We start from the raw sequence: 12,840 nt of genomic DNA, 5'->3' as shown, positions 1-12,840 counted from the left end.
ATAACAGAAAGCCCCTAAGAAAACTTTTACGAAGCAAGAGCAATAGCTTGCTTCGATTGGGGATCCAGGAGGTCGTGGTACAATTTCAGGACATCGTTGGCCATGATCGAGGCCGAGAAGACCGACCTCACCTGTTCCATCGACGGCATCGCCGCATCATGCCAGCCCGGGATGCGGATCGCGTCCGCCATGGCGCGTGCGAGATCGTCGGTATCCTCGGGGTTGGCGAGTGCAGGGCTGTCTTTGCCCAGCGCCTCTGGAATTCCGCCGACGCGAGTTGCGATGATGGTCTTCCCGGCGCCGAGACCCTCGAGCACGATGTAGGGCATGGCTTCAGCGCGCGACGGAACGACCAGGTTCTGTGACATCGCGAACGCCTGCTGAACGCGCATCGCCGGCAGCATGCTGATGCGCTTGCCCAAACCACGCTCGATCATCATGTCTCGGTATTTGTCGCGCTCGGGCCCGTCGCCGACCATCACGGCCGAAAGTGGGCGTCCGAGAATGCGCTCCGCCTTCGCGAAGGCCTCCACAAAGAGATCGGGACCCTTTAGGTCCCGCAGCATGCCGACGTAGATGTAATGCACGGCATCCGAACGCGTTGGGATGAGCTCGAAATCGCGCTCCGCAAGGCCATTGTAGATCAGCCGCGTTTCCGTTCGCGGCCGCCCGACCTTCCTCGTATAGGCTTCGCGCTCGTACTCGCAGATGAAGACGAGGGCGTCCGTGAAGTACTCCTGCAGACGCTCCATGCGGAGCACGAATTGCCCTACGAGCGACCTCGGAGAATAATGCAGGCTTCCACCATGCGCAGTATAGAGGCGGGCTACGCGATACCTGTTTACCCGCAAGGCCGAGCCGGCAAGCCGCGCGAGCACACCGCCTTTGGCGCCGTGACCGTGCAGCACATCCGGCCGCAAACTTTTAATATTCTTGTACGTATCCCAGATCACTCCGATGTCGGAGAGGCTGACGTGCCGCCGCATGGGCATGCGGGTCAATCCCATCGCCAGGTAGGGACGAATCTCGTCGAACAAGCGGTCTTCATGCTCGCCGCCCGTTGAGCTGTCGCAAAGAATGCCGACTTCGTGCCCCGCCTTGCTGTGCTCCAACACCAGATCGCGGACATGGCGGAAAATTCCGCCGACCGGTGATCTGAAGCAATGGAGGATGCGGAGGGGGGGCTGTTCGGTCATCGAGGATCAGAACAGTCGTTCGCGAACGTAGATCGTGTCGCCGGCGACGATCGCCGAAGAGATGTTGACGCGACCTGTGATCACTTGCCCATTGACCTTCCGGGTTACGTCGACAGCGCCCTGGTTGGCGCGCGACGTAAAGCCGCCGGCAATGGCAACCGCATTCTGCACCGTCATTCCCGGAACGTAGGCGTATTGGCCGGATTGACCGACTTCGCCCATGACGAAGATCGAGCGATAGCGGTCGACATCGATCGTGACATCAGGGTCCCGCAGGTAGCCCTGTCTCAGCTTCTGCGCGATCTGGCCCGACAACTGCTGCAGCGTCCGTCCACGAGCCGGCACCTGCCCGATGAGCGGGAAGGCGATATAGCCGGCCTGGTCGATCGTATAAGTGTTGGTCATGCTTGGCTGGTCGAACACGGTAATGCGCAGCCGGTCGCCGCTATCAAGCGAATAGGGCTGGATCGTCGCCTGATTGAAAGCCTGGGGGGCAGGCTTGTAGCTATTGCAGCCGCTCACGACCGCAGTCATGGCGGCGAGGCTCAGAGCCATCAAGAACTTGGGCTGTGCGAAAGGCATCGCGTCTGCTCATCGGAAAACGAAATAGGTCTCAGCCGTTATCAATCCGTTAGGGTTAATGGTCGGTAAAAAGCGCCGATTTTTTTGGCTTCGGCCAGTCGACGTGTCGCCGGGATTGCCCGAGCAAGCATTAACCGTTGGGTTACTATAGTCATTTACCCTCGCGGCCACGTTTGTTCTCGGAGTACCAGCATGTCCGGCGTATCGGGTAATCAGGATGTGGACATCGATCTCGGACAATTGGTCCGCGCCGTCTGGGCGCGCCGGCTAAAGGCTTTGGCGATTATTGCGTTGGGGGCAGGGGTCGCCTTCACGGGCGCCAAGATGATCTCCCCCAAATACCGAAGCGAAACGCGCATCCTGATCGAGCCGCGTGCTCCTGCTTTCGCCAATGCGCAGGTGAACGACACCAATGCTGGTCCGTTGCTGGACGAGCTCAACATTGCAAGCCAGGTGCAGCTGCTGCAGTCCGCGGATCTCATCAAGCAGGTCATCAACGGCCAGAAGCTCTACGATTTGCCGGAATTCGACGCTGCCGCGAATGGCTCGGCGCTCACCGACATCCTGGTCGCCCTTCACCTCAAGAAGAATCCATATGAAAATCCCCCCGAAGAGCGCGTGATCGACGCTTTCACCGAGCGGCTGCAAGTCTATCAGGTGCCGGGATCGCGGGTGATCGGCATTACCTTTACGTCGAAGGATCCCAAGCTCGCGGCGACAATCCCGAACGCGATGGCGGCGGTCTATCTCGCCACGCAGAGCGGCGCCAAGCTGGACTCGAATTCCGAGGCAACGCGCTGGCTGGAGCCCGAGATCGAAAACCTCCGCCAGAAGGTCAATGACGCCGAGCAGAAGGTGGCGGAATACCGTGCTGAGCACGGACTGCTTCCGACCAACGGCGGCTCGAATTTCGCGACACAGCAATTGAACGACATTTCGGCTGAGCTCACCCGGGTCCGGGTAGATCGCGCAAACGCCGAGGCGCGTGCCCAGTCCGTCCGCAATGCTCTCTCGTCAGGTGAGCCGTCCGACACGCTGCAGGACATCATGTCGTCTCAGTCGATCCAGCGACTGAAGAGCACGGAGTCGGGGCTGCAGTCGCAGATATCCGACCTGCAGACGTCGTTGCTCAACAACCATCCCCGCCTCAAAAGCCTCCGCGCGCAGCTTTCGGATATCAAGGTCCAGATTCGCCAGGAGACGCAGAAGATCCTTGCAAGCATCGAAAACGAAGCGAAGGTCGCTGCTGTTCGCCAAAAGGAACTGGAGCAGCAGGTCGACAGTCTGAAGGCGAACAGCGCCCAGGCCGGCGAGGACGAGGTTGGCCTCAACGCCTTGACGCGTGAAGCGACCGCGCAGCGCCAGCTTCTGGAGACCTATCTCTCTCGCTACCGGGAGGCCGCCTCGCGCGCCGACAAGAACTCAAGCCCGGCCGACGCCCGCATCGTGTCGAAGGCCATACAGCCCGTCGATCCCTATTTCCCGAAGGTCCTGCCGATCGTCATCGTTGCGGCCTTCGCAACTTTCATCATGACGTCCATTGTGATCATGCTCGCCGAACTCTTCAGCGGCCGGGCGCTCCGCCCGGTTGGGCTAAGCGAAGAGGAAGAGCGCGAGGATGGGGAACCTCAATCAGCGACCACCGGCTCCGTCAATCGCGTGGGCACACCGAGCCTGTTGGCCACGCCCGCAGACGACGAGCCGGTGGCCGAACAGGCTGAGGACGAGAAAATCGTTGAAACAAACGAATTCTCGATTGCATCCGTCTCGGACTACCTTCGAGGTAGCAGGGCGCCTCTGGCTATCGCCATTTCTCCAACCGGCGACGACGGCTCGGCGGCGACCGTGTCCCTTGTGCGCAAGTTGGCTGAGGACGGCTCGCGGGTCATTCTGGTCGACATGACCGGTTCCGGTCTGCCGACAAACCTCATGGCTGAGGACCGCAAGATGCTCGGCATAACCGATCTGCTCTGCGGCGATGCAGCCTTTGGCGATACGATCCACGGCGACAGCCGCTCAGACGCGCATTTCATTCCGCAGGGCATCAGCGATCCGCGCCGGGCAATGCGCGGTGCCGATCGCTTGTCTCTGCTGCTGGACGCTTTGATTTCGGCCTATGATTTGGTGATGGTGGAATGCGGCGCCGCCGACGTGGCCGGCGTTTCCAGGCTGACCCAAAGCAAGGATGTCGAGATCATTCTCTCGATGCCTGAGATCGTCGAGCAGGAGTTCGTGACTGTCATGACCGAGTTCGAAGCCGCCGGTTATGAACGCGTCGTTCTGATGTCCGATAGCAACGAGTCCATCGAGAACCCAATCTCGCGGCGTGCCGCGTAATCAAACGCCGATAACGCGGCGCAGGCGCTGGGCCACGGCGTAGAGCCTCTGTTGAGACTTGATGAAGCCTTTGCCGCGCGTGATGGCCCGGTGCATTGCGGCACCCACGGTGCCGCGGAGCGAAAGCGGCAGAACGACGTCATGATGCTCAGTCTCTACAGGCGCCCATGAGCGTTTGTATCGCTGGTCGCCAAGGCCGAAATCGAACAGTCTTACGCCCTTGCCGTGCTGGCCGGCTACCATCTGCCAAAACAGAAATTCGCCAGGGCTCGTCTCCGGCGCCGCGCTTTCATCGAAGGCGGTGAACTGGCAGATGATGTGGTCGCCTTTGCGAGAAAGACCGGCGAGCGCGGCGATGCGGCCGTCATGTTCGCCCTTCAGGCGGATTGCGTGCATTTCCAGTCCCACCATCCCGCGGTCGCGGATGTCGATGGCGCCGTGCAGGAACGCTTTGGTCTCCGGGTCTGCAAATACGTCAGGCGACCCGAGCGCCTTGAGACGCTCACGTTTCTGTTCGAAGAAGCGATCGAGCAACTGGTGTTGTTCATCCGGGGTGCCGCTTGAGATGTAGTCGAAGCCACCGAGCGCCTCAAAACGCCGCAGCTGCGCCCGGAACCTCTTGCGTCGGCCCTTGGCATTCACCTGTTGAAGCGTCGACTCCATCTTGTCGAGAAGTGGAAGCTGGTAGGCGTGATTCTGGTTCTGGACCATCGGCAATAATGCCAGGGGATTGCGTCGGCCGCGCCATTCCAACGGAACATTCTGCAGCAGCAGAAGATCGGCGCGTCCGGCCAGAGCACGGCGCAGAGACATCGCAAGCTTTTGAGGCTCCAGATTGTCGGCAAGTTCAATGAAGCGCGTTGAGAGGAGGCCGGTGTTGATGTTGCTGTGATCGGCGCCGATAAATCTGGCGGTCCGGAAGCCATGAAAGCTGGTTATCTCTAGCGGTAGAATGAATGCAGTCTCTCCGCCAATCCTGCCCCAGACGATCGACAGTTGGTGTCCGAAGGCCTTGGTCCACGCCATGCACCAGTCATAGCCTTGGTGAAGAGAATTCAGGTTGTCGCAATCGAGCGCGCGCCAAACGGTCTCCAGCGGCGCCAAGCTATCCAGGACGGCGATGTCGAGTTCTGCCGCCCCAAGCTGCGCATCCGGCGCCAGCCATTCGGAAATACCGGCGTCGGGTTCCGTTGAATGGTGTGCCCCATCTGAAACAGGAAGCTTCTGCGCCTGCACTGATTTTCTCCGGACTGACTTGCTGGCGCGAAGAATAGTCCAACGGAACGTCCATTTGGTTTATGAGCGGCGCTAAACCTAGCTTTCCATCGATCACGGTTATCCCGCCGTTAACGGATCACTGCTGCTTCGGCCCGGCCATCCATTTGATGATGACCATCGCGGGCAGCACCCACAGCAGGCCGGTCAATAAAAAGTACAGGAGCTGGCCCCACCATGGCGCGTCACCGAGCGTGGCGACCGCAATCGTGTTTGCGAGCAGCGCATAGGCGAGCACGAGCACGACGATCAGGATCGTACCGATGAATTTGCGGAGGCGGACAGGCATCAAATATCTTTCAAACTGGTGTTCCGATTGCCGCGACGGCATGCCGCAAAGGTTCGGGGCTTGTTTTGCATGAGCCGCTCAGGCAAATCAACTACCGGACGTAAGGAGCAGCCATGGCGATCGCGAACTTGACCACCCAACAGCAAATACTGCGTGAGATACGCCGGCAGGATGGCAATCGCCGGGCCGTTCGCATCTGGCTGGGCTTTGTGCTCCTGGCGCTGTTCTGTCTTGTGATCATCGGCGGAGCCACCCGGCTCACGAATTCGGGGCTTTCGATCACCGAATGGAAGCCGATCCATGGTGTCATTCCGCCTCTCGGCGCCGCGCAGTGGGACGAGGAGTTCAGGCTCTATCAGCGCATTCCCGAATATCAGCAGATGAACAGCGGAATGACGGTCGACGAGTTCAAGGGCATCTTTTGGTGGGAATGGGCCCATCGCCTGATCGCACGTGGCATTGGTGTCATCTTCGCGCTGCCGCTGCTCTATTTCTGGTTGGCGGGAAAGGTGGAGAGACGGTTGCGTTGGCCGCTCTTCGGAATTCTCATGCTGGGTGGACTGCAGGGTGCGATCGGCTGGTGGATGGTGTCGTCAGGACTCTCCGTCCGAACCGACGTCAGCCAATACAGGTTGGCAACGCACCTGATCATGGCCTGTCTTATCTTCGCGTCCTGTATGTGGATCATGCGAGGGCTTTCCCCTCACTCCGATGACAAGGCGCCCACACAAGGCTCGCATGTCTGGGCGGGCGCAATCGCGGCGTTTGCGCTTTTCCAGATCTACCTCGGAGCGCTCGTCGCAGGCCTCGACGCCGGCTTCACCTATAATACCTGGCCATTGATGGATGGCGCCGTCGTGCCCTCGGATCTGCTGATCCAGCAACCGGCCTGGATCAATTTCTTCGAGAACCCCAAGACCGTGCAGTTCGTTCATCGGCTGGGCGCCTACACCCTTTTTGCGCTGACGCTGATCAACATGATCATAGCTCTGACCGCAGCGCCCTCCACGACGCATGCCCGGCGCGCCGTCGTCCTGTTTGTTCTGGTGACAATACAGGCGGCGATTGGTATCGCGACCTTGCTGCTGCAGGTCCCTCTTCATTGGGGGCTGCTGCATCAGGCGGGAGCGCTGGTGGTCTTTGGCTTCACCATCGCCAATTGGCGGGGGTTCTATGGAGAGTATCCGCGCGAGACCATGATTGCCGAGCGGGACTAAGGCGCGTCGCTGGGATCAGCGAAAGTCCCGTTCGAACGTCAAGCATCAGATGGCAAATGCCGCCAGCCTCATTTGAGGCCGTCGACGTGTTGTTTACCGGTTGTATTACTACTGGTTGCAAGAAATGGCGGTTCGTTGATGGTGGACGTTGGGTCTATCAAGAGGGACTGGAGCCGTTGAATGCCCGAACCCCGCTCGCCACGACTGGCCGTACTTATCGATGCTGACAACCTTCCGCAAGAATCGCTGCTGGCTTATTCGAGGAGATAGCCAAGATCGGCGAGGCAAGCGTTCGGCGCATTTATGGCGACTTCACCAGTTCCTGTTCAAAAGCATGGAACGACGTGCTGGCGCGACACGCGATAGTCCCTCAGCAGCAATTCGCGTACACGACCGGCAAGAATGCTTCCGACATCACTCTTGTCATTGATGCCATGGACCTGCTGCACAGTGGCCGTTTCGACGGCTTTTGTCTTGTATCCTCGGACAGCGATTTTACGCGACTTGCCTCGCGAATCCGTGAGCAGGGCATCGATGTTTTCGGATTTGGCGAGCAGAAGACACCGGAGAGTTTCCGGCAGGCATGCCGTCGATTCATCTATACCGAAAACCTGGTGCCCACGGTCACATCAAACGGCAGCGAGGTTACGCAAGCGCCCTCCCTACGCCAGCCGAGCGCAGCGACGCCCGTCATCAAGAAGGTCATCGCTCAGATGGAGAGTGAAGATGGATGGGTATCGCTCGGTGCGGTTGGAGCGCAGCTCGCAAATCTGGCGTCGGACTTCGATCCTCGGACATATGGCTTCCGGAAGCTAAGCGACCTCGTCAAGAAGACGAACGCGTTCGACATGAACACTGTCGAAGGCAAGCCGCTCCGTATCCGGGTGAAACAGCCATCGCCAAAAGCATAAAAAAATCCGGCTGCGTCACCGCAGTCGGATCCTGTTACTTATCGCCGAAAATCAGTCTTAGAAAAAACCGCGGCGCTGCCACCAGCCAGCTTTTTTCGGCTTGCCGTCACCTTCGGTCTCGGCAGCATCGCTGCGCGTCGATTTAACCGTTGGTTCAGACGAGGAGATGTTCGACTCCCTGTTGGCGCGCACAGGCTTCGATTCTTCGACTGCGGGCGTAGCCAGGTCTGCGGATACAGCCTCGACTTCGGCTTCCGCGGCCGGTGCTGCCTCCGTCGATGCTTCTTCGACGACAGGCTCTTCGACCGGCGATGCCTTGCGGCTGCGACGTGCACGCTTCGGCTTTACGTCTTCCGTAACCGAGGCGCCCGTTTCAACAGCGGCCATCGCCGGCTGAGCTTCGACTGCTTCCTCGGCGGCGGCTTCGATCACCTCGACGGTGGTCACTTCCGTCTCACCATCTTCGGCATCGTCATCTGCCGCTTCCGCTGCAGAAGCCTCCTGCTCGCCGCCTTCCTCGCGGTTGCGGCGGCCGCCGCGCTTGCCGCGACGGCGGCGCTTGCGGCGCTGGCTCTCATCACCTTCGTCACGCGTTTCCGAGGTGGCGGCAACGCCTTCGTCACCTTCTTCCTCGTCATCGCTGTCGATCTGGTCGCCTTCCACCGCATCAGCCGAAACGCTGTCGGGAGCAACCGCCTCGCCATTGCCGTTGCGGCCGCGACGACGACGGCGACGCTTGCGCTTGCGGCCCTCGCCATCGCCTTCGGCGCGCTGAGCCGGACGTTCGGCTGCGGCCGGCTTGGCCCCCAGTTCCTCTTCTTCCTCCTCGTCGACTTCGACCACGATATCGTCGTCTTCGTCATCGGGGATGGCAGCAAAGTTGAACAGGGTCTCGATCTTGACCGGGTTCTCGACCGGCTCGCCGCGGTCGATCGCAAAGTGCTGCGAGCCGACCGAGCCATCCGCGTCGATAATGATCGACACACCGAAGCGGGCTTCGTAGTCGACGATCGTCTGCCGCTTGTGGTTGAGCAGGTACAGCGCAATATCAGGCGTCGTGCGAACCGTGATGTTGTGCGTGGTGTTCTTGAGCAGGTACTCCTCGATGCCGCGCAGGACATGCAGAGCAACGGAGGACTGCGAACGGACGTGGCCGGTACCGCCGCAATGCGAGCAGACCTGCGTCGTCGATTCAAGAACGGATGCGCGGATGCGCTGGCGCGACATTTCCAGAAGACCGAAATGCGAGATACGGCCGACCTGAATGCGCGCGCGATCGTTCTTCAGGCATTCCTTCAGCTTCTTCTCGACAGCGCGGTTGTTGCGCTTTTCTTCCATGTCGATGAAGTCGATGACGATCAGGCCGGCAAGGTCGCGCAGACGAAGCTGGCGAGCGATTTCTTCCGCCGCTTCGAGGTTGGTCTGCAGAGCAGTGTCCTCGATCGAGTGCTCGCGCGTCGAGCGGCCGGAGTTGACGTCAATCGAAACCAGCGCTTCGGTCTGGTTCATGATCAGGTAGCCGCCCGACTTCAGCGTTACCTGCGGCTGCAGCATGCGGTCGAGCTGAGCCTCAATGCCGGAGCGCGAGAAGATCGGGTGGATGTCGCGATAGGGCTGAACCACCTTGGCGTGGCTCGGCATCAACATCTTCATGAAGTCTTTCGCTTCACGATAGCCTTCCTCGCCGGCAACGATGATCTCGCCGATATCCTTGTTGTAGAGGTCACGGATCGAGCGCTTGATGAGCGAGCCTTCCTCATACACGAGGCAGGGAGCGGTCGACTGCAGCGTCAGCGTGCGGACGTTCTCCCACAGGCGCATCAGATATTCGAAGTCGCGCTTGACCTCGACCTTGGTTCGATTCGCGCCGGCGGTGCGCAGGATGACGCCCATGCCCTGCGGGACTTCGAGCATACGCGCGATTTCCTTCAGGCGCTTGCGGTCCTGCGGATTGGTGATCTTGCGGGAGATGCCGCCGCCACGCGCCGTGTTCGGCATGAGGACGGAGTAGCGACCGGCCAGCGAAAGATAGGTCGTCAGGGCAGCGCCCTTGTTGCCACGCTCTTCCTTTGCCACCTGCACCAGCAGGATCTGGCGGCGCTTGATGACTTCCTGGATACGATATTGCTTGCGCGGCTTGCGCTGGACGCGATCGGGAACCTCCTCCATGGCGTCTTCGGCGCCGACGGATTCGATCACTTCCTCTTCGTGGTCGTGATCGTCGTCATCGTCGTCATCGCTGCGGCGGCGGGCGTCGACCTCTTCGGAGATCGAGTCGGTCTCGACCATTGCGGCCATCTCGTTGCCCGACGAGCCTTCATCGTCGTTGTCGGCGGTGGCTTCGCTGGCAGCCTCGTCGCTGGCAGGCGCTTCAGCAGCCGGCGCCACCTTCTTGCGGCTGCGGCGGGGCTTTGCCTTCTTGACGGGTGCTTCCTCGGCGACTTCCGCAACGGCCTCGACCGTTTCGGTTGCTACGGCACCGTCTTCTTCGGGAGCGGCTTCCGCTGCCGGCGCTTCGGCAGTTGCGGCTACGCCAACCTCGGGCTGTTCCTGGGTGGAGAGATCGACCGGCGCCGTCTCGACGTGTTCGACGTCGTCGTCGCGGCGATGCTCTTCAGCTTCGGCGCGAAGCAGGGCCTGACGATCGGCAAGCGGGATCTGGTAGTAGTCGGGGTGAATTTCGGCAAAGGCCAAAAAGCCGTGCCGGTTGCCGCCGTAATCAACGAACGCGGCCTGCAGCGAGGGTTCAACCCTCGTTACCTTTGCGAGGTAGATGTTGCCGCGGATCTGCTTCTTGTGCTGTGACTCGAAGTCAAATTCTTCTATGCGGTTTCCGCGAACGACAACAACGCGCGTCTCTTCCTCGTGAGACGCGTCGATAAGCATCTTGTCTGCCATGTAAGCTGTGCTCCTCGGCGCGGCCGAACGTCGGCATCCCCTTGTGTCGAAGAGACAGAGGAGAGGCGGCTCGTCGTTGCAGCGCCGGATAATGAAAGTCGCGATTGGTGCGGTGTGGAAGGCAGCAGCCAGACAGCAGCGGGGGAGATGTTCTCCCGGGGCCTGTAGACTTCAGATAAAACCTGCTGCGACACCATCAAAGACCAAGCGAGATCGACAAAACTAAGACCTTGTTCAGGTCCGATGAGTTTGCTCTCTCTGTAAAGAGCGGTTGGTGGCTATCCACCGATGAAGTTCCCGCATACGCCGGAAAATTCAGGATCCAATTTCGAGTGGAAACACATAAGACGGCGGACGATTGCCGGTTGTGGCGCCAGTTCCCTTGCGGTTTGGCTGCCGTGCAGGCGACTCTATCCCGTCAGCACTTCTACCCTAAAAATCCTTGTATGTTTTCTCTGTCACAATAGCAAGGGAAAAGCCAAATGTGCCATAATATTGATGGATTTTGGAAGGCATACAAAGTCGGGGATTAAGGGCGCCGATTCGGCTCCGTGGCCGCGAACGTCGCTGATACCGGCGATCTCGCGTTTGCCGGGAGAAGTTGATCGGAATGATATTTAAGGTGTGGCGGTCGATTGTTTAAGAGGGTACGACCCGCGACGGTAATATCCGGATGGCGGAAAATAAGATTTACCGGCGTGGTGGCCGTTGCCGCGGCCGCGACGGCTTTTGCATTTCTTCCTGAGGTGCGAGCAGACGAAGCAGCGAAGGCCGACCCCTTGCTCGCCTATGGCGCCCGAATCATCGGCGACGATGCACGTACGCGCATTGTCATCGACTTCGATCGGGCTCCCGATTTTTCCGTCCACTATATCGCCAATCCCGAACGCATCGTCGTCGACCTGCCTGCGACAGCCTTCGGCTTCCCAGCTGCGGATCTCGCGGCGAGGGGTCTCTTCAAGGACATACGCTACGGCAAGATGGACGAGGACAGCGCCCGTATCGTGCTGACCGCCAAGAAGCCGGTGAAGATGGAAGTCGCCAAGGTCCAGGAAGATGAGGACGGCAAGGGGCACCGTCTCGTCCTGGATGCGGCAATGACGGACAACGAGAAGTTTGCCGAACTGGTCAAGGCCCAGTCCTGGAGCGATCCTTCGTCCCAACAGACGACGAGCGCCATTCCTGCGCCGGAGAAACCGGCTGATGGAGATTTCATCATCGCTGTCGATGCTGGTCACGGCGGGATCGACACGGGTGCGATCGGCGTCGATACCAAGACGCAGGAGAAGGACGTAACGCTCGCCTTCGCCAAGGCGCTCGCCGATCGCCTCAACCGCGAGTCCGGCATCAAGGCGTTCCTGACGCGAAAGGATGACTCGTTCCTGTCGCTCTCCGAGCGTGTGGAGATTGCCCGCCAGAACCATGCGGGCCTCTTCATTTCGATGCATGCGGACACCCTGAAGCAAAAGGATATTCGCGGCGCGACAGTCTACACGATTTCCGACAGGGCCTCCGACAAGCTCGCCGCCGATCTCGCCGACCGCGAAAACCTCTCCGACCAGATTGCCGGCAAGGAGACCGTGGCTGAGCCTCCCGAAGTCGCCGATATTCTGCTCGACCTGACGCGCCGCGAAACGCAGGCTTTTTCTATTTCGCTTGCTGAAAGCGTGCTTACATCCTTCAAGGATCAGGTAGGGACGATCAACAATCCACACCGCCATGCGGGCTTCCGCGTTCTGCAGGCACCGGATGTGCCGTCTATCCTGTTGGAACTGGGCTTCCTTTCCAACAAGGACGACGAAAAGCTCCTGCTTGATGACGGATGGCGGGGAAGGATGGCCGACCTGCTGACGGAGGCCGTCAAGCACTACCGCACGGCGATGGTTGCAAATGGGGGCTGATTGCAGCCGTGGCGCAGATGTGACACTTTCTGGTGTAACACGATCGCAATGTGGGAATAGCGCTTCAAGGCCCTATTTTACTCACATTCACGCCGTTACTCAGCCTTGTGTTTCCATAGATGAAACGGAATCGGCTTGTGGCGAAAACGCTCATGGAGTAAGTCGCCCGACATGCAAGATGCCCCGATCCTGCGATTGTTATGTCGCGCTGATCGATGATTGAGATACCGGTAG

Annotated in this window: 8 protein-coding genes and 1 pseudogene; 4 read left to right on the top strand and 5 right to left on the bottom strand. The window is 59.8% G+C overall.

The window, feature by feature from the left end:
• Positions 1 to 26: 26 nt before the first annotated feature.
• Both AC1DE4_RS07235 and AC1DE4_RS07230 read right to left on the bottom strand, forming a co-directional pair.
• On the bottom strand, positions 27 to 1,196 hold the full coding sequence (locus AC1DE4_RS07235; protein WP_018859827.1) for a glycosyltransferase family 4 protein: 1,170 nt from the start codon (positions 1,194 to 1,196) through the stop codon (positions 27 to 29).
• A 6-nt stretch (positions 1,197 to 1,202) separates the two neighbouring features.
• Positions 1,203 to 1,778, bottom strand: coding sequence for a polysaccharide biosynthesis/export family protein (locus tag AC1DE4_RS07230; RefSeq protein WP_025661216.1), 576 nt, complete (start codon positions 1,776 to 1,778; stop codon positions 1,203 to 1,205).
• Between the two features lie 192 nt (positions 1,779 to 1,970).
• On the opposite strand from AC1DE4_RS07230, the gene AC1DE4_RS07225 reads away from it, so the two are divergent.
• Positions 1,971 to 4,115 carry a GumC family protein gene (locus AC1DE4_RS07225; protein ID WP_477880797.1) on the top strand — a complete coding sequence of 715 codons (2,145 nt, stop codon included), beginning with the start codon at positions 1,971 to 1,973 and terminating at the stop codon, positions 4,113 to 4,115.
• Here the strand turns inward: AC1DE4_RS07225 and AC1DE4_RS07220 are convergent, their stop codons facing one another.
• Positions 4,116 to 5,351 carry a GNAT family N-acetyltransferase gene (locus tag AC1DE4_RS07220; RefSeq protein WP_477880795.1) on the bottom strand — a complete coding sequence of 412 codons (1,236 nt, stop codon included), beginning with the start codon at positions 5,349 to 5,351 and terminating at the stop codon, positions 4,116 to 4,118.
• A 118-nt stretch (positions 5,352 to 5,469) separates the two neighbouring features.
• Complete coding sequence (locus AC1DE4_RS07215; protein WP_018859831.1) at positions 5,470 to 5,679, bottom strand: DUF2842 domain-containing protein; 210 nt, start codon at positions 5,677 to 5,679, stop codon at positions 5,470 to 5,472.
• Between the two features lie 113 nt (positions 5,680 to 5,792).
• Here AC1DE4_RS07215 and AC1DE4_RS07210 point away from each other — a divergent pair, with 113 nt between their 5' ends.
• A complete protein-coding gene (locus AC1DE4_RS07210; RefSeq protein WP_477880793.1) occupies positions 5,793 to 6,896 on the top strand; it encodes a COX15/CtaA family protein in 1,104 nt (367 codons plus the stop codon).
• A gap of 180 nt (positions 6,897 to 7,076) precedes the next feature.
• Positions 7,077 to 7,807: pseudogene (locus tag AC1DE4_RS07205) on the top strand (NYN domain-containing protein).
• Between the two features lie 57 nt (positions 7,808 to 7,864).
• Here AC1DE4_RS07205 and AC1DE4_RS07200 read toward each other — a convergent pair.
• Positions 7,865 to 10,705, bottom strand: coding sequence for an Rne/Rng family ribonuclease (locus AC1DE4_RS07200; RefSeq protein ID WP_169681021.1), 2,841 nt, complete (start codon positions 10,703 to 10,705; stop codon positions 7,865 to 7,867).
• Positions 10,706 to 11,451: 746 nt separating this feature from the next.
• Between AC1DE4_RS07200 and AC1DE4_RS07195 the strand changes: the two genes are divergently transcribed.
• Complete coding sequence (locus AC1DE4_RS07195; protein WP_245268031.1) at positions 11,452 to 12,606, top strand: N-acetylmuramoyl-L-alanine amidase; 1,155 nt, start codon at positions 11,452 to 11,454, stop codon at positions 12,604 to 12,606.
• Positions 12,607 to 12,840: the final 234 nt, after the last annotated feature.

This window comes from Rhizobium sp. 10N414 (assembly GCF_056394785.1).
This window is presented reverse-complemented; position numbering and strand designations above follow the sequence as displayed.

Bases quoted from the DNA above. Each gene is read 5' to 3' on its own strand.
- AC1DE4_RS07235 (WP_018859827.1), bottom strand. From the start codon at position 1,196: ATGACCGAACAGCCCCCCCTCCGCATCCTCCATTGCTTCAGATCACCG.
- AC1DE4_RS07230 (WP_025661216.1), bottom strand. From the start codon at position 1,778: ATGCCTTTCGCACAGCCCAAGTTCTTGATGGCTCTGAGCCTCGCCGCC.
- AC1DE4_RS07225 (WP_477880797.1), top strand. From the start codon at position 1,971: ATGTCCGGCGTATCGGGTAATCAGGATGTGGACATCGATCTCGGACAA.
- AC1DE4_RS07215 (WP_018859831.1), bottom strand. From the start codon at position 5,679: ATGCCTGTCCGCCTCCGCAAATTCATCGGTACGATCCTGATCGTCGTG.
- AC1DE4_RS07210 (WP_477880793.1), top strand. From the start codon at position 5,793: ATGGCGATCGCGAACTTGACCACCCAACAGCAAATACTGCGTGAGATA.
- AC1DE4_RS07200 (WP_169681021.1), bottom strand. From the start codon at position 10,705: ATGGCAGACAAGATGCTTATCGACGCGTCTCACGAGGAAGAGACGCGC.